Genomic DNA, 21,552 nt, shown 5'->3' on the forward strand with positions numbered 1-21,552 from the left:
CCCTCCGGGCGTTCCCCTTCCTCTCCCTCCGGGCGGCGTCCGCCCTCGACTCCGACCTGCGTCCGCCCTCGACTCCGACTCGCGTCCGTGGACCTAGGTCGAAAAACCGATGCAAGGGGCACAACCCGGTTGAGACCATGACGCCCATGCTGGAGACCGCTGCCACCGCCCGCGCCCGGAGATCCCCTCGCACCGCTCCCCCCGCCTGGCTGCTCGTGGCGCTCGCCTGCGCCGGACAGTTCCTCGTCGTGCTCGACGTGTCCGTGGTCAACGTGGCCCTGCCGTCGATGCGGGCGGACCTCGGCATGACCTCCTCCGGGCTGCAGTGGGTGGTGAACGCCTACTCCATGGCCTTCGCCGGGTTCATGCTGCTCGGCGGCCGGGCCGGCGACCTGTACGGGCGCAAGCGGATGTTCCTCACCGGGCTCTCCCTGTTCACCCTGGCCTCGCTGGCCGGCGGCCTGGCGCAGAGCGGCTGGCAGCTGCTGCTCGCCCGGGCCGTCCAGGGGCTCGGCGCCGCGGTGCTGGCCCCGGCCACCCTGACGATCGTCACCGCCGCCGTGCCCGAGGGCGCCGCGCGGGCGCGGGCCATCGCGACCTGGACGGCGGTCGGCGCGGGCGGCGGGGCCGCGGGGGGACTCGTCGGCGGGGGGCTCGTCGACCTGCTGTCCTGGCGCTGGGTGCTGCTGATCAACGTGCCGGTCGGCGTGCTGGTGCTGGCCGGCTCGCTGCGCCGGCTCGCCGAGAGCCGGACCGGGGACGGACGACGCCTGGACCTGCCGGGCGCGCTGCTGGTCACGGCCGGCCTCGCCACCCTGGCCTACGGCATCTCGCGGACCGAGTCCGAGGGATGGACCGCGTCGGCCGCCCTCGTGCCGCTGGCCGCCGGGCTCGCCCTGGTCGCGCTGTTCCTCGTGGTCGAGGCCCGGACGGCGGCCCCGCTGATGCCGCTCGGCCTGTTCCGGCTGCGGACGGTGTCCGCGGCGAACGCGGCCATGTTCGTGAACGGCTCGGCCATGTTCTCGATGTGGTTCTTCCTGACCCTGTACCTGCAGAACGCGCTGGGCTACACCCCGCTGGAAGCGGGGCTGGCGCTGGTGCCCAGCTCCCTGGCCATCGTCGTCGGCTCCAAACTCGCCCCCCGGCTGATGCGCGTCGCCGGCGCCCGCACCGTGGCCGTGCTGGGCACGCTGCTGGCGGCGACCGGGTTCGGCTGGCAGTCGACGATGCGGATGGACGACGGGTACGTCACCGGGATCATGCTGCCGGGCGTGCTGATGATGCTGGGCGGCGGCCTGGGCTCGACCCCGCTCGCCTCGCTGGCCACGTCCGGCGCCGGGCCGGGCGAGGCCGGGCTGGTGTCCGGCCTGGTCAACACCTCCCGCACGATGGGCGGCTCGCTGGGCCTGGCGGTGCTGTCGGCGCTGGCCGCCTCCCGCACCGCGGGCCGCGGCACCCCGCAGGCGCTGACCGAGGGGTACGCCCTGGCGTTCCGCGCGGGCGCGGGGGTGCTGCTGGCGGGGGCGGCGCTGATGCTGCTGTGGCTGCCGCGGAGAATCCCGGCCCGCTGAGGCAACGATCCGGGCCTCTCGTGGCCTCCTTTGAACATCTAGGAGGTGCCCATGGGGGATCGGGAACAGGACGGGGACACGGAGTTCCAGGCATTCGTCGTCGGCCGCTGGCCACGGCTGATGCGCACGGCGTTTCTCCTCACCGGGGAGCAGCACGCCGCCGAGGACCTGGTCCAGTCGACGCTGGAACAGGTCTACGTCGCCTGGCGCAGAGTCCGCGCGGCGGACGAGCCGGAGGCGTACGTACGGCGCGTGATGGTCAACGCGCACGCCCGCAGGCACCGCAAGAAGCTCCGCGAACTGCTCGCCCCGAGGGACGACGGACCGGGTCTCGCCCACGAGACCCCGGCCCCCGGCGACCTGATCGCGCGGGCCGACGACCGGCAGACCCTGCTGCGGGCGCTGGCCGCGCTGCCGCCACGGCAGCGGGCGGCGGTGGTGCTGCGCTACTGGGAGGACCTGACGGAGACGCAGACGGCCGAGGCGATGGGCTGTTCCGTGGGCACGGTGAAGAGCAACGCGGCCAAGGGGATCGCGAAGCTCCGCGCCATACCGGAACTGGCGGACGGCGTGATGTACGGAGGGCGGAAGTGATGGGCGCGGACCGGGAGACGAACCACGACATGGCGGCACACGACATCGCCTTCCTGCTGGCCGACGCCGCGGACGAGGTGGAGATCGGCATAGCCCCCACCCAGGCCCTGATCCGCGGCGGCCGCCGGCGCAGAGCCCGCCGCTGGGCGGTCGCGGCGGCCACCGCCCTGGTGGTCGTCGGCTCGACGGGGGCGCTTGCGGTCACCGGGCTGCCGGGCGGTGACGGGGACCGGGCGACGCCCGCGGCGACGGAGCGGGTCACCGAGACGCCGACGCCGTTCCAGCCGGACAACCGGGTCACCCTCGCGAGCGGCACGGACGGCGGCCGGGAATGGCGGGTCACCCTCGACGTCTGGCCGGCGCCGATCGACGTTCAGGACGCCAGGGCCTCCATGAACGCGATGGCGGAGTACGACCAGTCCCCCGCGGGCGTGCGCACGCCCGCGGACCTGGTCGGCAAGAGCGCCTACTTCGTGCACCGCAGCACCGGTGAGGAGGCGACCGCCCGCACGGTGATGGTCCTGCACGGTCTGACCGGGAAGGGCGACGCCCTCTCGGGCAGGAAGATCAACGCCCTCGCGTACCGGCTCGGCACCTACGCCGAGAAGTCCGACCGGCTGGTGATCGGCCAGGTGGCCAAGACCGCCCGACAGGTGACGTGCACCTGGAAGAACGGCACGAAGACCGTGATCAGCAGGGTCCCCGCGACCACCGGCGTGCGCGCCGACGTCCCGACCGTCCGCACGGTCGACAGCTCCCCCTACAACTGGTTCGTCTGCCTGGCCCCCCGGGGCACCGCGTACGCGTCGGCGGAGGTGACGCGCTAGTGCCGTGCCGGGCGGCGCGAGCCGGTGAACCTTTCCGGTCACGGCACCGGAGGGGGCGGTTAGGGTGGCAGGCGTGTCGTACCCAGGCTCGCACTCCGACCCCTCCGACCCCTCCGACCCCTCCGGGCCGTCCGGTTCCTTCGGCTCCCCGCAGCCCCGCCGTTCCCGCCTGCGGCGTCCGGTGACGGTGGGGCTGGCGTTGCTGGTGCCCGGGGCGCTGCTGGGCTGGCTGGCGTACGAGGCGCTGGGCGCGCCGGGGAGCGGGGGCGCAGGAGGCGGGGCGGCCGGAGCCGGTGCTTCCTCGAGCGCCGGCGCCACGGTCGGGGCCGGCGGGGACGCGAAGCCGAACACGCTCGCCGCGTCGCCGAGCCGGGCCGCCGCTCCCCTCGAGGGCAAGGTCGTCGTCATCGACCCCGGGCACAACCCCGCCAACGCCGAGCACGCCTCCGAGATCAACCGCAAGGTTGACATCGGGACCAACTGGAAGGAATGCGACACCACGGGCACGTCCACGAACGCCGGTTACAGCGAGGCGACGTTCACGCTGGACGTGGCGCACCGGCTGCGCGCCCTGCTCCAGGAGCAGGGCGCCACGGTGAAGCTGACGCAGGACGCGGACCGGCCGTTCGGCCCCTGCGTCGACGAGCGTGCCCGGATCGGCAACGCGGCGCACGCCGACGCGGTCGTCTCGATCCACGCGGACGGCGCCGGGGCCGGGCAGCGCGGCTTCCACGTGATCCTGCCGGGCTCGGTGCACAAGGGCCTGGCGGACAACCGGGCCGTCGTCGCCCCGTCGAAGGAGCTCGGAGAGCTGATCGCGGGCGACTTCGCCCGCTCCACGGGCACTTCGCCGTCCAACTACGTCGGCGACGGCACCGGTCTCGTCACGCGTGAGGACCTGGGCGGTCTCAATCTGTCAACGGTTCCCAAGGTGTTCATCGAGTGCGGCAACATGCGCGATACCAAGGACGCGGCACTGCTGACCAGCGGCGCCTGGCGGCAGAAGGCGGCGCAGGGGATGTCTGAGGGAATCGTGAGTTTCCTGCGCGGGTAGTGATCAGGGCGCTGATCCCGGCGGACAGTGCGATCGTGCGGACGATAATGTCGTTCCTACGATGAGGGGCCACCCCCGCGCTTCACACCGGGGCCTGACGGCGACATGGTGACAGCGACGCCTCTACCGCTATGTGTATGCGTGTACCGACGACGAGACGACTGACGAAGGACCTGAAGTGAATATCCGCTCCCTCACTCGAGGCGACGGCGTGGTGATCGGAGCAGCGGTATTGCTGTTCATCGCGTCGTTCCTGGACAACTACTCGATCGACGGGATCCCCGACAGCTACGATCTGCCGAACCTCTGGGGCAGCGGGCCGGTCCTGTTCAGCGTCGTCCTGGCGGGCCTGATCGGCGCCGCGCTCGTGGTCGTCAGCCGGGCGCTTCCGCAGCCGCCGAAGGTCGCCGGCCTGGAACTCCGCCAGTTCGGCGTGGCTTTCACGGTCTTCGCCGCCTGGAGCGCGCTCGGCAACATCTTCGACCCGTCCGGTGGTTACGACAACGTCGGTGACAGCTCGAACAGCCCCGACGCCGGCGCGGGCCTGATCCTGGCCCTCGTCGCCACCCTGCTCCTCGCCGCTGTCGCTGTCGCCACCCCGCTCGTCCCGGCCCTGCAGGCCGCTCTCGTCCCGGCGCCCAGGCCGCAGGCCCCGCAGCCGTACGGCGCGCAGCCGCCCGCCGGTTACGGCTACCCGGGCGCGCAGCAGCCGTCGGCGTTCGGCGGTCAGCCGCAGGGGCAGCCCGGTCAGCCGGGCCAGCCGGGTCCGCAGTCGTTCGGCGGCGGTCAGCCGGCTCCGGCGCAGCCGTCCGGCGGGGACTTCTCGCCGTTCTGGTTCGCCGTGCCGGTGCCGCGTCCGCTGTACGCGGAGGACGGCGCGCCGACGCCGATCGCCGAACTGGCCCCCGGCACCTGGTACCTGGCCGTCGAGCAGGGCGCCCAGGGCCTCGTCGCCCAGACGCAGGACGGCCGACGCGGCGTCCTGCGGGACTCGTCGGGCATCCAGCGCGGCTGAGCCCCGCTCCGCACCACGGTGTGCACGGCCCCTCGCCCTTCCGGGCGGGGGGCCGTTGCCGTACAGTCGCCCTCTCTGTCTGACACACCGTCAGGAGGCGGGCATGCGGCTCGGTCTGGCGCTCGGCTACTGGGGACGCGGCCCCTCCCCCGATCATGTGGAGCTGGCCCGCGAGGCGGAACGGCTCGGCTACGACTCCGTGTGGACGGCGGAGTCGTGGGGGTCGGACGTCTTCACCCCCCTCACCTGGATCGCCGCCCGGACGTCGACGATCAGGCTGGGCACCGCGGTCGCGCAGATGGCGGCCCGCTCCCCCACCACGACCGCGATGCACGCCCTGACCCTGGACCACCTCTCCGGCGGCCGGGTGATGCTCGGGCTCGGGCTGTCCGGCCCGCAGGTCGTCGAGGGCTGGTACGGCCGGCCGTTCCCGAAGTCGCCCCTGACGGCGACCCGGGAGTACGTGGACGTCGTGCGGCAGGTGCTGCGGCGGCAGGCTCCGGTGGAGCTCGACGGCCGCTTCCACGCGCACCCCTACCGCGGCGCCGACGCGACGGGTCTCGGGCGGCCGTTGAAGTCCATCACCCATCCCCTCCGTGCCGACCTGCCGGTGCTGCTGGGCGCCGAGGGGCCGAAGAACGTCGCCCAGACGGTCCGTATCGCCGACGGCTGGCTGCCGCTGTACTGGTCGCCGAATCGTCCGGACGCGTACGGGCCGGCGGTGGCGGAGCTGCCGGAGGGCTTCCGGGTGGCGCCGCTGGCCCGGGTCAAGGTCTGCGACGACGTCGGCGAGGGCCTGTTGGGCGTGAAGGCCATGCTCGGCTTCTACATCGGCGGCATGGGCCACGCCACCCGCAACTTCCACGCCGACCTGATGGCGCGCATGGGCTACGAGGAGGAGGCCCGGCGTGTGCAGGAGCTGTTCCTGGCCGGCCGCCGCGAGGAGGCCGTGCTCGCCGTGCCGGACGCGTTCGCCGACGAGATCTCCCTCGTCGGCCCGCGCGAACGCATCGCCGAGCGGCTGGAGGTGTGGCGCAAGGGCCCGGTGACGGATCTGCTGGCGGTCGCACCGGACCCGACGACGCTGCGGGTGCTGGCGGAACTCAACTCCTGACGCGGCCGGTTCCGCGCCGCCCGGCCCGAGGTTTCATCCGGAATCGAACGGCAATCCGGAGAACATGTCTCGATATCGCAGTGGTTCCAACTCCGCCGGAACGGTCATCGCGGTGGTAGCGGACGTCATGGCCGTCATCCTCGGCCTGTGGATCCTGATGTACCTGCTGGACGCCAACCGGGGCAACGACCTCGTCCAGTTCGTCCATCACGCCGCCAACTGGCTGGCCGGCTGGTCCCGTGACCTCTTCACGTTCGACGAGGCGTGGGCGAGGGTCGTGGCCGGCTACGGTCTGGCGGCGGTGGTGTACCTGTTCGTCGGCCACGCCATCGCGAACCGCGTCCACCGCCACTGACGTCCCCGAGCGCGGTCCGCGCCGCCGATCCCCCAGGTGCGGCGGTCCCGCGCCTGAGGGCGGCGGTCCGTCCCCTCCCTCAGGCGCAGCAGTCCGCTTCGAGTCCCGCGGGAAGCTGCTCGCCGCCGAACACGGCGCAGGTGGCCTCGTGGCCGCCGAGGGCCGCGACCGCGAGCAGCAGCGACCCCGCGGTCCAGGTGGTGAGTTCCCGGGGCCAGACCGCTTCGTCGTCGAAGACGAACCCGGTCCAGTACAGCCCGGAGTCCGCGTCCCGCAGGTGCTGGATGGACTGCAGGATCTCCAGCGCCCGGTCGGACTCGCCCATCGCCCACAGGGCGAGGGCGAGTTCGGCCGACTCTCCGCCCGTCACCCACGGGTTGGGCACGACGCACCGCACGCCGAGGCCCGGCACCACGAACCGCTCCCACTCGGCCTCGATGCGGGACTTGGCCTCCGCGCCGGTCAGCGCGCCGCCCAGCACCGGGTAGTACCAGTCCATCGAGTAGCGGTCCTTGTCGAGGAACCGCTCGGGGTGCCGTCGTATCGCGTGGCGCAGCGCGCCGGCCGCCAACTCCCAGTCGGGCTGCGCCTCTTCGCGCTGGTCGGCGATGGCGAGCGCGCAGCGCAGCGCCTGGTGGATCGAGGAGGAGCCGGTGAGCAGCGCGTCGGCCGTGGGCGTGCCGTCGTCGTCGCGCCGCCAGCCGATCTGTCCGCCCGGCTGCTGGAGCCGCAGCACGTACTCGATCGCCGCGTACACGCTCGGCCACATCCGGTCGAGGAAGGTGTCGTCCCCGGTGGAGAGGTAGTGGTGCCACACGCCGACCGCTACGTAGGCGACGAAGTTCGTCTCGCGCCCCCGGTCGGTGACGTCGTCGTGGGCGCCGTCGGCGTAGGCGGCGTACCAGGAGCCGTCGTCGTTCTGGTGCCGGGCCAGCCACGCGTAGGCGCGGGCGGCGGCCTCGTGCTCGCCCGCGGCGTCCAGGGCCATCGCGGCCTCGGTGTGGTCCCAGGGGTCGAGGTGGTGGCCCCTGAACCACGGGATGGCGCCGTCCTCCCGCTGCACGGCGAGGATGCCGGCGACGGTCGCGGCGGCCTGCCCTGCGGTGAGGACCCCGGGCAGGACCAGGTGTTCTGTCCGGGGAGTGGTCACCGCGCGTCCACCGCGGGCAGGTGCGGCTTGGTCGCGTAGGCCACGAAGCTCTTGCCGATCAGCGGGTTGAGGGCCTGCTCGGCGACCCGGGTGGCCAGCGGCTTCTTCATGATGTCCCAGACCAGCAGCCTGTGGTACGCCCGCACGGGCAGCGCCTTGTCGTTGTCGACGCCGAACGCGCACTTCAGCCACCAGTACGGCGAGTGCAGCGCGTGGGCGTGGTGGGTGCCGTAGGGCTTGAGGCCGGCCTCGCGGATCTTCTCGAGGAGTTCGTCCGCCTTGTAGATGCGGATGTGGCCGCCCTCGACCTCGTGGTAGGCGTCGGAGAGGGTCCAGCAGACCTTCTCGGGCCCGTAGCGCGGGACGGTGATCGCGATGCGTCCGCCCGGCCTGAGCACCCGCACCATCTCGGCGAGGACGCCCTTGTCGTCCGGGATGTGCTCCATGACCTCGGAGATGATCACGACGTCGAAGGACTCGTCGGGGAAGGGCAGCGCGAGCGCGTCGCCCTCCATGGCGGTGGCGGTGGCGCCCTCGGGGGCCTCGCCGGCCTCCTTCATCGCCGCGAACCACTTGGCGACCTCGCGGATCTCCTCGGCGTTCTGGTCGAGGGCCACGACCTGCGCGCCGCGCCGGTAGCACTCGAAGGCGTGCCGCCCGGCCCCGCAGCCGAGGTCCAGGACTCGGTCGCCCGGGGCGAGCGGGAACCGGGAGAAGTCGACGGTCAGCACGTGGCCCTGCTTTCGCGATCGGATGCTTCGGATACGACGTCGGCCGTCGCCACGGCCTCGACGGTCTCTGCGGCCTCGGGGCTTCCGGCGGCCGCGGAGGCCGGGGAGGCGTCGGGGGTGTCGGTGACGCCGTGGGCGTCGAAGGCCGGGGCGACCCGTGCGCGGCCGCCGTCGGTTATCGCCTCGCGGTACCGGGCGACGGTCCCCTCGGCGGCCCGCGCCCAGGTGAACCGCTCCAGCACGCGTTGCCGTCCGGCCGTGCCGAGCCGGGCCCGCAGGGCGGGGTCGCCCAGCAGCCGGCCCAGGCCCGCGGCGAGTGCCCCCGCGTCGCCCGGCGGCACGGCCAGGCAGGTGTCGCCGTCGCGCCCGGCGACCTCGGGGATGGCCCCGCCGGTCGTGGCGAGCAGCGGGGTGCCGGTGGCCATGGCCTCGGCGGCCGGCAGAGAGAAGCCCTCGTACAGCGACGGCACGCAGGCGACCTCGGCGGAGCGCACCAGGTCGACGAGTTCGGCGTCGGAGATGCCTTTGACGAACTCGACGGAGCCTTCGAGGCCGTACCGCTCGATCGCCTGGGCGACCGGCCCCTCCTGCGGGCGCTTGCCGACGACGACGAGGTGGGCGTGCGGGTGCTCGGTGCGCACCTTGGCCAGCGCCTCGACGAGGAAGACCAGACCCTTGAGCGGGACGTCGGCGCTGGACGTCGTCACGATCCGGCCCGGCAGGACGGCCACGGACGGGTCCGGCGAGAACAGGTCGGTGTCGGCGCCGATGTGGACGACGTGGATGCGGTCGTCGTGCACGCCGAGGTGGTCGGCGATCTCCTGCCGGGAGGTGCCGGAGACGGTGAGCACGGAGGGCAGCCGGCGCGCCACGCGCTTCTGCATCCGGGTGAACGCGTACCAGCGGCGCACCGAGAGGCGTCGCCGTCGTCCGTCGGCGGCGTCCAGCTCCAACTGCCGGTCGACGGTGATGGGGTGGTGGATGGTGGTGACCAGCGGCGCGCCGACGTCGCCCAGCAGGCCGTAACCCAGGGTCTGGTTGTCGTGCACGACGTCGAACTCCCCGCGGCGGGCGCGCAGATGGCGGCGGGCGCGCAGGGAGAACGTCAGCGGCTCGGGGAACCCGCCGGTCCACATCGTCGCCACTTCCAGGGCGTCGATCCAGTCCCGGTACTCGCCCCGTCCGGGCGTGCGGAAGGGGTCCGGCTGGCGGTAGAGGTCGAGGCTGGGCAGTTCGGTGAGGGTGAGGCGGTCCTCGAGCCCCGGGTCGAGCACGGGGTAGGGCTGGGAGCCGATCACCTCGACGCTGTGCCCGAGGCGGGCGAGCTCCCTCGACAGATGCCGTACGTAGACGCCCTGGCCCCCGCAGAACGGGTTCCCCTTATAGGTGAGGAGTGCGATCTTGAGCGGTCGCTCGCCGTCGGAAGCACGGTCACGCCGGGACCCCGCCTGACTGGCCTCAGCGGTCACTCCGGGCCCCCTTCTGCCTGCATTGTCCCGCGAGACTACGACGGGACGCTAATCTAGAACAAGTTTCAAACTTGATCGTTCGGGAGGCTCTGAATCTACCGGCAGGTAGGAGCGCCGAGAGCAGTGGATCAGGTGATTCACGCCACGGCCGGCCCGGGTCGGCCGCTCCGCCCAGCCGCATGATCACCGCCCCCTCACCGACGGTCACCACGACCGTCACGGAACGGACCGGAGCGGGACCCATGTCTGCCGATGCCACCCCACCGCGCCCGGCGCACTCGCCTCTCACCGAGCGTCAGGAGGCGCGCCGTCGCCGCATTCTGCACGCGAGCGCGCAGTTGGCCAGCCGGGGCGGCTTCGACGCGGTGCAGATGCGGGAGGTCGCCGAGTCCTCGCAGGTCGCCCTCGGCACGCTCTACCGCTACTTCCCCTCCAAGGTGCATCTGCTGGTCGCCACGATGCAGGACCAGCTGGAGCACATGCACGGCACGCTGCGCAAGAAGCCCCCGACCGGCGAGAGCGCCGCGGATCGCGTCGCGGAAACACTGATGCGCGCCTTCCGCGCCCTGCAGCGCGAGCCGCATCTGGCGGACGCGATGGTCCGCGCGCTGACCTTCGCCGACCGCAGCGTGTCGCCGGAGGTGGACCAGGTGTCCCGGCAGACGACGGCGATCATCCTGGACTCGATGGGACTGACCGACCCCACACCCGAGCAGCTCTCCGCGGTCCGCGTCATCGAGCACACCTGGCACTCGGCGCTGATCACCTGGCTGTCCGGTCGCGCGTCCATCGCGCAGGTGCGCATCGACATCGAGACGGTGTGCCGGCTGATCGACGTGACCGACCCGAAGCCCCCCGGCGCGCACCCGTAGCCGCCGGCCCCCGTAGCCGTCGGCCCGGGGGAGTCCGCGCGCACGCGAAGACTTGCGCACGCAGAAGACCTACGAGACGACCGGGGGTCTCCGTCCGGCCCTGGCCTGCGGCCTTCCGGTCCCTCAGTCCGTCCGTCGACGTCGGCCCCGGCGGATGCCCTGTCATGCGGCGTCGCGCCCGAGTCGGCTACTCCGGTCGAACTCCCTCACTCGCCTCGTAGGCCTTTACCAGCATAGAACACGCCAACCCGAATGAAACCCCCCAAATCGAATATTTCTCACTCGTCGGGAGGGAAGACCGCCTCGCCGTTCCCGACCAGCGTGATCATGATCGCCTCCACCGGACAGCTCTCCGCCGCGGCCAGCACCCGCTCGTTGGCGTCCGTGTCCGGATCGGCCGGATGGGACTGCCGTGCGGTGTCCAGCCGGAAGCCGCCGGGTGCGTGGTGGACGCACTGGGCGGAGCCGATGCACAGGGTGCGGTCCACCTCGACGTGCCAGCGGTCGCCCATGGCAGCTCAGCCCTCCCAGCCCGCCGGCAGGTGGATCATCTTGTGCTCCAGGTACTCGCCGAACCCCTCCGGCCCGAACTCCCGGCCCAGTCCGGAGTTCTTGTAGCCGCCGAACGGGCCGAGCATGTCGAGGCTGAAGGTGTTCACGGAGTACGTCCCGGTGCGGACCTCGCGCGCGATCTCGATGCCGTGCTCGACGTCGGCCGTCCACACGCTGCCGCTGAGGCCGTAGTCGGAGTCGTTGGCGATCTTGAGGGCCTCGGACTCGTCGCCGTAGGGCAGCAGGCAGATCACCGGGCCGAAGATCTCCTCGCGGGCGATCCGCATGGAGTTGTCGACGTCGCCGAAGAGGGTCGGCTCGACGTACCAGCCGCGTTCCAGGCCCGGCGGACGTCCGCCGCCCGTGAGGATCTTCGCGCCCTCCTCCTGGCCGATGCGGATGTAGTCCAGGTTTCGGCGCTGCTGGCGCTCGGCCACCAGCGGACCGACCTGGGTCGCCGGGTCCAGCGGGTCGCCGACGACCAGCGCGGCCGCCGCTGCGGCGAAGGCGTCCGCGAACTCGTCGTAGCGCGAGCGCGGCAGCAGGATGCGGGTCTGGGCGACACAGGCCTGGCCGTTGTTCATCCAGGCGGCCGAGACGATCCCCGGCACGGCGGTGGCGATGTCCGCGTCCGGCAGGACCACGGCCGCCGACTTCCCGCCCAGTTCGAGGGTGACCCGGGTGAGGTTGCGGGACGCCACCTCCATGACCCGCTTGCCGGCCGCGACCGAACCCGTGAAGGAGACCTTGTCGACGCCGGGATGCCCGACCAGGTACTCGCTCACCTCGCGGTCCGCGGGGAGGATCGACAGCACACCCTCCGGCAGCCCCGCCTCCCGCGCGATGTCCGCGAGGACGTACGCGTCCAGCGGCGTCTCCGGCGACGGCTTGAGAATCACGGTGCAGCCGGTGAGCAGCGCGGGCGCGAGTTTGGCGGCGGCCACGAACTGCGGGACGTTCCAGGGGACGACGGCCGCGACCACGCCGACCGGCTCGCGCCGCACGAGGATCCTGCCGAGCACGCCGTCGCGCCGCTCCTCGTAGGTGAAGTCGCCGGCGACCTTGATCGCCGAGTCCCACACCATCATCGCGCCGAGGGCCTGCGCGAGGACGCTCCAGGAGTACGGCGAGCCGTTCTCGGCGGAGATCACCCGGGCGAGCTCCTCGTGACGGGCGAGGATGCCGTCCTTGATCCGGGTGACGACCGCGATCCGTTCATCGAGCGGGAGCCGGGGCCAGGGCCCCTCGTCGAAGGCCTGCCGGGCGACCGCGACGGCACGGTCCACATCGGCCCGCGAGGCGTGCGGAACCCGCCCGATGACCTCCTCGGTGTGCGGCGAGATCACCTCGATGACGGCATCGCCCAGGGGGTCCGTCAACGCGCCACCGATGAACAGCTGTCCGTGTTCCACGAGTTCGGCCATGGCCACTGCCTTCGTTTCTGACGGTATTTCAGAAACTGATACCAGTTCCGGTCACACTAAGCCAGGGTCGCCACCGAACCCGCCCTCACCAGCGGCTTCTCCGCCCGGGTCAGCCGCCCGCCGCGCCACCCCGCGCGTCGCCCCGCGCCATCAATTCGTCCAGTCGCACCAGCAGCCCCTGCAACGCGGCAACCCCCAGCTCCGACGCCCACGCCCCCTCGAGCTCAGCCCGGTCACACCCCTCGACCACGCCGCTGAGCACCCCGAGCGCCAGCCCCGCCCACTGCCGGTCGGTCAGGTAGTCGGGCCGACCTACCGACTGATGCGCATGCTCGTCCGACGTATGCCGCATGAGCACTCCCTCCCGCCACCTATGTCACCGATGTCACCGCACATTCAACCGTCCGCACGAACAGTCGACTTGAGCATCCATTGGAACCAGTTCTAGTTATAGTGGGCGGCGGTCGGGTGACGGAGGGCAGATGAAGAGCAGTCAGAGCAGTCCCGCCGACGGGCCCGGCACGTTCGACCATGGCGGCGGAGTCCGCTCGTTGCGGGTGCCGATCCCCGACAACCCTCTCGGTCACACCCTGGTGTACGTCGTCGACACCGACCGCGGGCCGGTGCTGATCGACACCGGCTGGGACGACCCGTCCGCCTGGGAGGCCCTGACCTCCGGGCTGGCCGCCTGCGGCACGTCCGTCGAGGCCCTGCACGGGGTGGTCGTCACCCACCATCACCCCGACCACCACGGCCTGTCCGGGAAGGTGCGGGAGGCCTCCGGGGCGTGGGTGGCCATGCACGCGGCGGACGCCGCGATCGTCAGGCGGACCAGGGGGACGCGGCCCGAGCGCTGGTACACGTACATGGCGGACAAGCTCACGGCCGCCGGCGCCCCCGAGGAGCACATCGCACCTCTGCGCACGACTCGGACCCGCCGCCGCACGCTGCCCGGCCTGGCGCCCGCCCTCCCCGACCGGGAGATCGTCCCCGGCGAGTTCCTCGACCTGCCCGGCCGCCGGCTGCGCGCGATCTGGACCCCGGGCCACACCCCGGGCCATGTCTGCCTGCATCTGGAGGAGGAACACCCCGCCCGGCTCGGCGGCCACGGCCGGCTGTTCTCCGGCGACCATCTGCTCCCGGAGATCACCCCTCACATCGGCCTCTACGAGGACCCGGACGACGACACCGTCACCGACCCCCTCGGCGACTACCTGGACTCCCTCGAACGCGTCGGCCGCCTCGGCCCCGCCGAGATCCTCCCGGCCCACCAGCATGCCTTCACCGACGCCCCCTCCCGCGTACGGGAGTTGCTCGCCCACCACGAGGACCGCCTGACCGGCCTCCTGGCCCTCCTCTCCGCCCCGCTCACCGCCTGGCAGGTCGCCGAACGCATGGAGTGGAACCGGCCCTGGGACGCCATCCCCTACGGCTCCCGCAACATCGCCGTCTCGGAGGCGGAGGCGCATCTGCGCCGGCTCGTGAAACAGGGCCGGGCGGAGGCGGTGACGGGGAGCGAGCCGGTGACGTACATGGCGGTGTGACCCCGGTAAAGGGTTCGCCGCACCGTGATCGCGCCTGTTAGACAGACGTATGGACTCCCACGAACGCCTCGTCGCCGAACGCGCCTGTGAACGCCTCGTCATCGACTTCGTCCACCGTCTCGACCTCGGCGAACCCGCCGCCGTGGCCGAGCTGTTCACCGAGGACGGCAGCTGGGAGTGGCCGGCCGGCGAGCGGCTGGTCGTGGGGCGGGCGGCCCTGCGGGAGTACTTCGGCTCGCGTCCCGCCGACCGGCTGTCGCGCCGCCTGATGGCGAACATCCTCGTCACGGCGACCGGGCCGGACACCGCGCACGCCGTCTCGTACTTCTCGACGCACCGCGTCGACGGCTACGAGGGCGGCGTCGTCCCCGCCGGCCCGCCCGTCCAGGTCGGACACTACGAGGACGCGTTCCGCCGGGTCGACGGCGCGTGGCTGCTGGCGCGACGGGTCCTGTTCCTCCCCTTCGGAGGCCCGACACCGCTCGCCGCTACTCCGTCAGCGACCTGATCAACTCAGCGGCCGGCGCGCAGGAGTTCCGTCTCCTGCGGGCTCACCGTCGGGTTTGCGGCCCGTCGCCGCAGCGCCTGCGCCAGCCCCTCTTCGGTGAGGTCGGACGGGTCGGCGAGAAGCGCCGTCAGCGTCGCGCGGGCCAAGGGCGGTAGGGCCGGCGCCGCGACCGGCTCGGCGGATACGGCGACCTGGGCGAGGATCACCGCCGACGTGCCCCAGTCGAGGCCGGGGTCGCCGTCCTCCGCGTTCGTCCAGTCGATGACCCTCGGGCCGTCGGGGGCGAGGACGACGTTGTCGGGGTGCAGGTCGAGGTGCAGGACGCGGGCGCCGTCCGAGACCCGCCCCGGCACCGCGTGCAGGGCGCGCAGCAGCCGGGCGAGCATCTCCCCCGCCTCCCCCGCGTCCAGCGCGCCCGCAGTCAGCGCCTGGAGCATCGTCGGCCCGTCCAGCCGTTCCATGATCAGGTCGACGCGCGAGACGGGGGGCCGGACGGCGGGCGCCGGGTAGCCGTGCGCGCGCACATGCGCCATCACCGCCGCCTCGGCGACCGCGTCGCCCCAGCCCTCCCGGTCCCGGCGCAGCACCCAGTCCTCGTCGATCTCGTAGACGTCGGCCGTGCGACCCGAGCCGAGCAGTCTCCCCGCAACTGGCATGGACATGAATCTACCTGCGTGTCGGCCTCGCACAGCCCCCCTCGGGCCGATTCCTACCTGCCGGTAGAGTGGCCGCGTCGTCCACGCCCGTACAGGGGGAAGCCGGCGCAATTCCGGCGCCGACCCTGCCCCAAGCTTCGACTTCGCTCGCCCCGGGGAGGCCCCTTTCCGTAGAGCCGGATCGCCCGGTACGGGACGTGACCGGCTCGCGTGCGTCGGCAGGCCCGCCGTCGCACGGCACCGTCGAGGCATACGGAGCCGAGCCGCCGGGGTGCCCCGTGCTGCCCGGCTCCCCGACCGGGAGAGGCACCCGCCGATCATGAACGTCCGCCGTAGCGCCACGGCTCTCGCCGCCGCCACCGTCGTGCTGGGCGCTGCCGTCCCCGCCGTGGCCGCCACACCGTCCCCCGCCCCGTCGACGGCGAGGCCCGCCGGGCTGTACGGGACCTCCGACCCGACCTACGACGGCGTCTGGCGTCAGTCGCTGGCCCTGCTCGCACAGCACACCGTGGGCGTCACCCCCGCCGACGGGGCCGTGACGTGGCTGGCCGGGCAGCAGTGCGCGAACGGCGCCTTCGCCGCCTTCCGCGCCGACCCCGCCAAGCCCTGCGACGCGAAGGTGATGACCGACACCAACAGCACGGCCGCGGCCGTCCAGGCGCTGGCCGCCCTCGGCGGTCACCGGGCCGCGGCGGAGAAGGCGGTCGGCTGGCTGAAGTCCGTCCAGAACGCCGACGGCGGCTGGGGCTACTCCGCGGGCGGGGCGAGCGACGCGAACTCGACGTCCGTCGTGGCGGGGGCGCTGGCGGCGGCCGGGGAGCAGCCCGCGCGGGTGCGCAAGGCCGGGAAATCGCCGCTCGACGCGCTCGGGAAGCTCTCCCTCCCGTGCGGCGGCGACGGCGGCGGCGCGTTCGCCTACCAGCCGGACAAGAAGGGCGCCCTCGCGGCCAACGCGGACGCGACGGCGGCGGGCGTGCTCGGCGCGCTCGGCGAGGGCTTCGCGGCGACGGCCGGAAAGACCTCGGCGGCCCCCGTGTGCGGCGGCACGCCCGGCGCGCTCACCGCGGCCGACCTCGCCCGCAACGGCGCCGCCCATCTCGCCCGGGCGGTCGCCGCGACCGGCCACCTCACGTCGGCCCTGCCCGGCGCCGAGGACCAGCCCGACTACGGCAACACCGCCGACGCGGTCGTCGCGCTCGCCGCCCAGGGCGCGGCCGAGCAGGCGAAGAAACCCCTCGCCTGGCTTCAAAAAAACGCGTCGGCCTGGGCGAAGCAGAGCGGCCCGGCCGCCTACGCCCAGCTGGTCTTCGCCGCCCACGCCACGGGCGCCGACATGCGCGCCTTCGGCGGCACGGACCTGGTCGCACAGCTCAACGCGACGGGCCCGGCCCCGCAGGCCACCGCGCCGGCCGGCGACGCCGGCAAGAACACCGACACCGACACCGACAAGAAGAGCAACTCGGATTCCGGCTACAGCGTCTGGGTGATCGTCGGCGTCTTCCTCGTCGCCGGCATCGGCATCGGGTTCCTGATCAGCGCCCGCGGCCGGAAGCGGCAGCCGTGACACGCCGTCGCGTCGCCGTCGTCCTCGCCGCGCTGTCGCTCGTCCTCACGGGCGCGGCCGGCGTGGTCGGCTCGGCCGGTTCGGCCCAGGCGGCGGGCTACCGCTACTGGTCCTTCTGGGACCGCGCCGGCGACCACTGGACGTACGCGACCCAGGGGCCGTCCCTCGCCCGCCCGGCCGACGGCGACGTGCAGGGCTTCCGGTTCGCCGTCAGCGCGGACTCCCAGGACGCGTCGCAGCCGCGCGGCGCGGCCTCGTTCACGGTGATCTGCGCCGGGACGCCCGCGCGGGCCGGCACCAAGCGCGTGGCCCTGGTCCTCGACTTCGGCACGGCGGCGGACGCCCCGGGCGGCGAGAGCCCGCCCTCGCCCTCGCCGCGCACGGCGTGCGCCCGGGTCTCCCCCGCCGCGACGACGGCCGAGGCACTCGCCGCCGTCGCCAAGCCCCTGCGCTACGACGCGAACGCCCTGCTGTGCGCGATCGCCGGCTACCCGGAGAAGGGCTGCGGGGAGCAGGTGGCGACGGCCGGGTCGGCGGACGCCTCGGCCGGCGGGACGACGGAGCCGCCGCAGCCGACGGATGGGACAAAGCAGCCCATGGGGCAGCCCACGACCCAGCCCGAGGCCGGCGACGGCGACAGCGGTGACAGCGGCGGCGGCCCGTCGCTCGGCGTCTACGGCGGCGCGGCGGCCGTGGCCGTGCTCGCCGCGGCAGCGGTGTGGCAGGCACGGCGGCGGGGTTCGCGCCGGAATGGCTGACCGCCGCTCCCGCCGGCGACTCCACCCCGCCGCCTGGTGGCTCTGGGCCCTCGGTCTGGGCACCGCCGCCACCCGCACCTCCAACCCTCTCCTCCTCGGCCTGCTCCTCGCGGTGTCCGCCTACGTCGTCGCCGTGTGCCGTCCGGACACGCCCTGGGCCCGCTCCTACGCGGCGTTCCTCAAACTCGCCCTCGCCGTGCTGGTCGTCCGGATCGTCTTCGTCGTCGTGCTGGGCTCCCCGATCCCGGGCACGCACGTCCTCGTCACGCTCCCCGAAGTCCCGCTTCCGCACTGGGCGCAGGGCATCCGGCTGGGCGGCGCGGTCACGGCCGAGGGCCTGCTCTTCGCGTTCTACGACGCCCTGCGCCTGGCCACCCTGCTGGTGTGCGTGGGTGCGGCGAACGCCCTGGCCAGCCCCTCCCGTCTGCTGAAGACCCTGCCCGGCGCCCTCTACGAGACGGGTGTGGCGGTCGTGGTGGCCATGACGTTCGCCCCGAACCTCGTCGCGGACGTCCACCGGCTACGGGCCGCCCGCCGTCTGCGGGGCCGCCCGGACCGGGGTCTGCGCGGCCTGCTCCAGGTGGGCCTGCCGGTCCTGGAGGGCGCGCTGGAACGCTCGGTGGCGCTGGCCGCCGCGATGGACGCCCGCGGCTACGGCCGCACCGCCGACGTCGCCGCCCCCGTCCGCCGGACGACCGCCGCCCTCACCCTGGGCGGCCTGCTCGGCGTCTGCGCGGGAACGTACGGCCTGCTCACCGCGGCCGGCGGCACCTACGGGCTGCCGGTGCTGCTCGCCGGGGTCGTCGCCGCCCTCGCCGGGCTGCGCCTGGGGGGCCGCCGTTCCCCGCGCACCCGGTACCGTCCGGACCGCTGGACACCTCGCGCCTGTCTGGTCGCCGCCTCCGGGGTCGCCGTCGCGGCTCTCCTCGTCGTCGCCGCGTCCGCCGATCCGGCGGTCCTGCATCCCGGGGTGGTGCCGCTGACCGCGCCCGCCCTCCCGCTCTGGCCGGCGGCGGCCGTCCTGATCGGCCTGCTGCCCGCGTTCGTGTCCGAGGAGCCGTCGTGATCCGTTTCGAGAACGTCTCCGTGACGTACGAGGGCGTCGCCGAACCCACAGTCACCGGCGTCGACTTCGAGATCCCCGAGGGCGAACTCGTGCTGCTGGCGGGCCCGTCGGGGGTGGGCAAGTCGACGCTCCTGGGCACGGTCGGCGGCCTCGTCCCGCACTTCACCGGCGGGACCCTGCGGGGACGGGTCACGGTCGCCGGCCGTGATACCCGCACCCACAAACCACGTGAACTCGCCGATGTCGTCGGCACGGTGGGCCAGGACCCGCTCTCGCACTTCGTGACGGACACGGTCGAGGAGGAACTCGCCTACGGCATGGAGTCGCTGGGCCTCCCGCCGGAGGTGATGCGCCGCCGCGTCGAGGAGACCCTGGACCTGCTCGGCCTGGCCGGCCTGCGCGACCGCCCCATCGCCACCCTCTCCGGCGGCCAGCAGCAGCGCGTCGCGATCGGCTCGGTGCTCACCCCGCACCCCCGGGTGCTCGTCCTGGACGAGCCGACGTCCGCGCTCGACCCGGCCGCCGCAGAGGAGGTCCTCGCCGTCCTGCTCCGGCTGGTCCACGACCTGGGGACGACGGTGCTGCTGGCGGAGCACCGGCTGGAGCGCGTCCTGCAGTACGCCGACCAGGTCGCCCTGCTGCCCGCCCCCGGCGCGGCCCCCGTGCTCGGCGCACCGGCGGACGTCATGGCCGTTTCCCCGGTGTTCCCGCCGGTCGTGGCCCTGGGCCGGCTGGCGGACTGGTCGCCGCTGCCGCTGACGGTCCGCGACGCCCGCCGAAGGGCCGCCGAGCTGCGGGAACGCCTCGCCACCCTGGAAATATCCCGAGACACCGGCAACGCGCCCGGCGACGCTCACGCCGGGTCGGCGGCACCGGCACCGAAACCTGCGGCTGCGCCTGCACCTGCGCCTGCACCTGTGCCTGCACCGGTCGTCGGGTCCCCGGCGCAGACGCCGTCCGCGAGGCTCTGGGCCCGCCGCCCCGTCCCCCGCCCCGCCCGCCGCCTCCTGCGCCGCGCCCCTTCCCCTTCCCCCGAGGTGCCCACCACCCTCGCGCCCCCCGCCGAGGCCCGTTCGCTGGGCGTCCGCCGGGCCGGCGTCCAGGCGTTGCGCGGCGTCGACCTCACCGTCGCGCCCGGCGAGACCATCGCCCTCATGGGCCGCAACGGGGCCGGCAAGTCGACGCTGCTCAACACGTTCGTGGGCCTGGTCGAGCCGTCCGCGGGAGCGGTCCTCGTGTCGGGCGCCGTCCCGCACCGCGCCTCGCCCCGCGACCTGGTCCGCCGCGTCGGACTGGTCCCGCAGGAGCCGCGCGACCTGCTGTACGCCGACACGGTCGCCGCCGAGTGCGCGGCCGCCGACCGGGACGCGCGGGCCGAGCCCGGCTCCTGCCGCGCCCTGGTCTCGGAGCTGCTGCCCGGCATCGCGGACGGCGTCCACCCCCGCGACCTCTCCGAGGGCCAGCGCCTCACCCTCGCGCTGGCCGTCGTCCTCACCGCGCGCCCGCCGCTCCTCCTCCTCGACGAGCCGACCCGTGGTCTGGACTACGCGGCGAAGGCCCGGCTGGTCGCCGTCCTGCGCGGGCTGGCGGCCGCCGGACACGCGATCGTGCTGGCCACGCACGACGTGGAGCTGGCCGCGGAACTGGCCCACCGGGTGGTGCTGCTCGCCGAGGGCGAGATCATCGCGGACGGCCCGACGGCCGAGGTCGTGGTCTCCTCGCCGTCCTTCGCCCCGCAGGTGACGAAGATCCTGGCCCCGCAGCGGTGGCTCACGGTCGCGCAGGTGAGGGAGGCGCTGCGATGACGGACCGCCCCGGGCGGCGGCCACGTCCCGGGCGGCGGCCCCGTCCCGTCCGGCTGGGCCCGCGTTCCCTCGCCGCCCTGGCGCTGGTCGGCGCGGTGGGCGTGGTCGCCTTCGGCTGGCCCTTCCTGGCCCCGCCCGCCTCCGCGCTGAACGCCCACGCCCAGGACGCTCCCTGGCTCTTCGCGGGCCTGCTGGTGCTGCTGGTGGCGGTGGTGGCGGCGACGATCTCGGAGTCCGGGCTGGGCGCGAAGGCGGTGGCGATGCTCGGCGTGCTGGCGGCGACGGGCGCGGCGCTGCGTCCGCTCGGCGCGGGGACGGCGGGCATCGAGCCGATGTTCTTCCTGATGGTGCTGAGCGGGCGGGTCCTCGGTCCGGGCTTCGGTTTCGTCCTCGGGTCGGTGACCATGTTCGCGTCCGCGCTGCTCACGGGCGGGGTGGGCCCGTGGATGCCGTTCCAGATGCTGGCGATGGGCTGGTTCACGATGGGCGCGGGCCTGCTGCCGGGCGGCGACCGGCTGCGCGGCCGTGGCGAACTGCTCCTGCTGTCGGTGTACGGCTTCCTGGCCGCCTTCGCCTACGGCACGGCGATGAACCTGGCCGGCTGGCCCTTCATGGGCACGCTGGCCTCGGGGGTCGCCTTCGATCCCGACGGGACGGTCCCGGCGAACCTGGCCCGCTTCGTGGCGTACTGCGTGGCGACGTCGCTGGGCTGGGACCTGGGGCGGGCGCTGGTCACGGTGCTGCTGACCTGCACGCTCGGTCCGGCGGTGCTGAAGGCGCTGCGCAGAGCCACCCGGCGGGCCGCCTTCGAGACCGCGGTCACATTCGAGGCCCCTCGGACGGCCCCCGAGCGCCGTTGACCGGTGAACCACCCCACATGACCCACATCACCTACTAATCGAACTAGTCGGGCAAATTGGATG

General features: G+C 73.5%; 22 protein-coding genes. 15 read left to right on the plus strand and 7 right to left on the minus strand.

The features are described from left to right. Positions 1–137 precede the first annotated feature (137 nt). The 7 genes from QF032_RS12285 (at position 138) to QF032_RS12315 (ending at position 6,530) form a co-directional block, all read left to right on the plus strand. Positions 138–1,571 (plus strand): MFS transporter, encoded by a 1,434-nt coding sequence (locus tag QF032_RS12285; protein ID WP_373430326.1) that lies wholly within the window; start codon positions 138–140, stop codon positions 1,569–1,571. Between the two features lie 51 nt (positions 1,572–1,622). Beyond that, entirely contained in the window at positions 1,623–2,165 is a 543-nt protein-coding gene (locus QF032_RS12290; RefSeq protein WP_307042334.1) for a SigE family RNA polymerase sigma factor, read from the plus strand. Next, positions 2,165–2,992, plus strand: a complete 828-nt coding sequence (locus tag QF032_RS12295) for a hypothetical protein (RefSeq protein ID WP_307055995.1) — start codon at positions 2,165–2,167, stop codon at positions 2,990–2,992. Before QF032_RS12290 ends, QF032_RS12295 begins: the two co-directional genes overlap by 1 nt. Before the next feature lie 73 nt (positions 2,993–3,065). Continuing rightward, a complete protein-coding gene (locus QF032_RS12300; RefSeq protein WP_373430327.1) occupies positions 3,066–4,046 on the plus strand; it encodes an N-acetylmuramoyl-L-alanine amidase in 981 nt (326 codons plus the stop codon). A gap of 178 nt (positions 4,047–4,224) precedes the next feature. Further along, positions 4,225–5,061 carry a DUF5336 domain-containing protein gene (locus tag QF032_RS12305; RefSeq protein WP_306952846.1) on the plus strand — a complete coding sequence of 279 codons (837 nt, stop codon included), beginning with the start codon at positions 4,225–4,227 and terminating at the stop codon, positions 5,059–5,061. A gap of 103 nt (positions 5,062–5,164) precedes the next feature. Continuing rightward, positions 5,165–6,175 carry an LLM class F420-dependent oxidoreductase gene (locus tag QF032_RS12310; protein WP_307042340.1) on the plus strand — a complete coding sequence of 337 codons (1,011 nt, stop codon included), beginning with the start codon at positions 5,165–5,167 and terminating at the stop codon, positions 6,173–6,175. Positions 6,176–6,239: 64 nt separating this feature from the next. Continuing rightward, positions 6,240–6,530 (plus strand): hypothetical protein, encoded by a 291-nt coding sequence (locus QF032_RS12315; protein WP_057583141.1) that lies wholly within the window; start codon positions 6,240–6,242, stop codon positions 6,528–6,530. Between the two features lie 79 nt (positions 6,531–6,609). Here the strand turns inward: QF032_RS12315 and QF032_RS12320 are convergent, their stop codons facing one another. The 3 genes from QF032_RS12320 to QF032_RS12330 are packed head-to-tail and all read right to left on the minus strand — an operon-like array spanning position 6,610 to position 9,880. Then, entirely contained in the window at positions 6,610–7,680 is a 1,071-nt protein-coding gene (locus QF032_RS12320) for a prenyltransferase (protein ID WP_307055996.1), read from the minus strand. Beyond that, positions 7,677–8,411, minus strand: coding sequence for a class I SAM-dependent methyltransferase (locus QF032_RS12325; RefSeq protein WP_307042343.1), 735 nt, complete (start codon positions 8,409–8,411; stop codon positions 7,677–7,679). The genes QF032_RS12320 and QF032_RS12325 overlap by 4 nt, the downstream gene beginning before the upstream one ends. Next, entirely contained in the window at positions 8,405–9,880 is a 1,476-nt protein-coding gene (locus QF032_RS12330) for a glycosyltransferase family 4 protein (protein ID WP_307042345.1), read from the minus strand. Before QF032_RS12330 ends, QF032_RS12325 begins: the two co-directional genes overlap by 7 nt. Before the next feature lie 242 nt (positions 9,881–10,122). Between QF032_RS12330 and QF032_RS12335 the strand changes: the two genes are divergently transcribed. Further along, the gene (locus tag QF032_RS12335) at positions 10,123–10,752 is read left to right on the plus strand and encodes a TetR family transcriptional regulator (RefSeq protein ID WP_307042347.1); all 630 of its coding nucleotides are present in this window, start codon (positions 10,123–10,125) and stop codon (positions 10,750–10,752) included. A gap of 278 nt (positions 10,753–11,030) precedes the next feature. Here QF032_RS12335 and QF032_RS12340 read toward each other — a convergent pair whose 3' ends face one another. From QF032_RS12340 to QF032_RS12350, 3 genes are all read right to left on the minus strand, one after another. Then, complete coding sequence (locus QF032_RS12340) at positions 11,031–11,264, minus strand: ferredoxin (protein ID WP_307042349.1); 234 nt, start codon at positions 11,262–11,264, stop codon at positions 11,031–11,033. A gap of 6 nt (positions 11,265–11,270) precedes the next feature. Continuing rightward, positions 11,271–12,728: an aldehyde dehydrogenase gene (locus QF032_RS12345; protein WP_307055997.1), complete on the minus strand. Its 1,458-nt coding sequence runs from the start codon at positions 12,726–12,728 to the stop codon at positions 11,271–11,273. Between the two features lie 109 nt (positions 12,729–12,837). Further along, a complete protein-coding gene (locus tag QF032_RS12350) occupies positions 12,838–13,080 on the minus strand; it encodes a hypothetical protein (protein WP_307042353.1) in 243 nt (80 codons plus the stop codon). 130 nt (positions 13,081–13,210) lie between these two features. Here QF032_RS12350 and QF032_RS12355 point away from each other — a divergent pair, with 130 nt between their 5' ends. Both QF032_RS12355 and QF032_RS12360 read left to right on the plus strand, forming a co-directional pair. Then, the gene (locus tag QF032_RS12355; RefSeq protein ID WP_307055998.1) at positions 13,211–14,272 is read left to right on the plus strand and encodes an MBL fold metallo-hydrolase; all 1,062 of its coding nucleotides are present in this window, start codon (positions 13,211–13,213) and stop codon (positions 14,270–14,272) included. Positions 14,273–14,321: 49 nt separating this feature from the next. Continuing rightward, positions 14,322–14,780, plus strand: coding sequence for a nuclear transport factor 2 family protein (locus QF032_RS12360; protein ID WP_307042357.1), 459 nt, complete (start codon positions 14,322–14,324; stop codon positions 14,778–14,780). Positions 14,781–14,785: 5 nt separating this feature from the next. Here QF032_RS12360 and QF032_RS12365 read toward each other — a convergent pair whose 3' ends face one another. Then, positions 14,786–15,436, minus strand: a complete 651-nt coding sequence (locus QF032_RS12365; protein ID WP_307055999.1) for a phosphotransferase — start codon at positions 15,434–15,436, stop codon at positions 14,786–14,788. Positions 15,437–15,755: 319 nt separating this feature from the next. Between QF032_RS12365 and QF032_RS12370 the strand changes: the two genes are divergently transcribed. From QF032_RS12370 to QF032_RS12390, 5 genes are read left to right on the plus strand one after another with little or no spacing between them, the layout of a single operon-like run. Beyond that, a complete protein-coding gene (locus tag QF032_RS12370; RefSeq protein ID WP_307056000.1) occupies positions 15,756–17,000 on the plus strand; it encodes a prenyltransferase/squalene oxidase repeat-containing protein in 1,245 nt (414 codons plus the stop codon). Next, positions 16,997–17,758, plus strand: coding sequence for an SCO2322 family protein (locus QF032_RS12375; RefSeq protein WP_307056001.1), 762 nt, complete (start codon positions 16,997–16,999; stop codon positions 17,756–17,758). The genes QF032_RS12370 and QF032_RS12375 overlap by 4 nt, the downstream gene beginning before the upstream one ends. Beyond that, on the plus strand, positions 17,751–18,824 hold the full coding sequence (locus QF032_RS12380) for a CbiQ family ECF transporter T component (RefSeq protein ID WP_306952824.1): 1,074 nt from the start codon (positions 17,751–17,753) through the stop codon (positions 18,822–18,824). Before QF032_RS12375 ends, QF032_RS12380 begins: the two co-directional genes overlap by 8 nt. Continuing rightward, a complete protein-coding gene (locus tag QF032_RS12385; RefSeq protein WP_307056002.1) occupies positions 18,821–20,629 on the plus strand; it encodes an ABC transporter ATP-binding protein in 1,809 nt (602 codons plus the stop codon). Before QF032_RS12380 ends, QF032_RS12385 begins: the two co-directional genes overlap by 4 nt. Beyond that, positions 20,626–21,489 carry an ECF transporter S component gene (locus QF032_RS12390; RefSeq protein WP_307056003.1) on the plus strand — a complete coding sequence of 288 codons (864 nt, stop codon included), beginning with the start codon at positions 20,626–20,628 and terminating at the stop codon, positions 21,487–21,489. The genes QF032_RS12385 and QF032_RS12390 overlap by 4 nt, the downstream gene beginning before the upstream one ends. Positions 21,490–21,552: the final 63 nt, after the last annotated feature.

This window comes from Streptomyces achromogenes (genome assembly GCF_030816715.1).
Classification (GTDB): domain Bacteria; phylum Actinomycetota; class Actinomycetes; order Streptomycetales; family Streptomycetaceae; genus Streptomyces; species Streptomyces achromogenes_A.

Excerpts from the sequence above, each read along its gene's own strand:
- QF032_RS12390 (WP_307056003.1), top strand. The coding sequence starts at position 20,626 with ATGACGGACCGCCCCGGGCGGCGGCCACGTCCCGGGCGGCGGCCCCGT.
- QF032_RS12350 (WP_307042353.1), bottom strand. The coding sequence starts at position 13,080 with ATGCGGCATACGTCGGACGAGCATGCGCATCAGTCGGTAGGTCGGCCC.
- QF032_RS12290 (WP_307042334.1), top strand. The coding sequence starts at position 1,623 with ATGGGGGATCGGGAACAGGACGGGGACACGGAGTTCCAGGCATTCGTC.
- QF032_RS12360 (WP_307042357.1), top strand. The coding sequence starts at position 14,322 with ATGGACTCCCACGAACGCCTCGTCGCCGAACGCGCCTGTGAACGCCTC.
- QF032_RS12285 (WP_373430326.1), top strand. The coding sequence starts at position 138 with ATGACGCCCATGCTGGAGACCGCTGCCACCGCCCGCGCCCGGAGATCC.
- QF032_RS12340 (WP_307042349.1), bottom strand. The coding sequence starts at position 11,264 with ATGGGCGACCGCTGGCACGTCGAGGTGGACCGCACCCTGTGCATCGGC.
- QF032_RS12345 (WP_307055997.1), bottom strand. The coding sequence starts at position 12,728 with ATGGCCGAACTCGTGGAACACGGACAGCTGTTCATCGGTGGCGCGTTG.
- QF032_RS12335 (WP_307042347.1), top strand. The coding sequence starts at position 10,123 with ATGTCTGCCGATGCCACCCCACCGCGCCCGGCGCACTCGCCTCTCACC.
- QF032_RS12355 (WP_307055998.1), top strand. The coding sequence starts at position 13,211 with ATGAAGAGCAGTCAGAGCAGTCCCGCCGACGGGCCCGGCACGTTCGAC.
- QF032_RS12315 (WP_057583141.1), top strand. The coding sequence starts at position 6,240 with ATGTCTCGATATCGCAGTGGTTCCAACTCCGCCGGAACGGTCATCGCG.
- QF032_RS12295 (WP_307055995.1), top strand. The coding sequence starts at position 2,165 with ATGGGCGCGGACCGGGAGACGAACCACGACATGGCGGCACACGACATC.
- QF032_RS12370 (WP_307056000.1), top strand. The coding sequence starts at position 15,756 with ATGAACGTCCGCCGTAGCGCCACGGCTCTCGCCGCCGCCACCGTCGTG.
- QF032_RS12380 (WP_306952824.1), top strand. The coding sequence starts at position 17,751 with ATGGCTGACCGCCGCTCCCGCCGGCGACTCCACCCCGCCGCCTGGTGG.
- QF032_RS12310 (WP_307042340.1), top strand. The coding sequence starts at position 5,165 with ATGCGGCTCGGTCTGGCGCTCGGCTACTGGGGACGCGGCCCCTCCCCC.
- QF032_RS12365 (WP_307055999.1), bottom strand. The coding sequence starts at position 15,436 with ATGCCAGTTGCGGGGAGACTGCTCGGCTCGGGTCGCACGGCCGACGTC.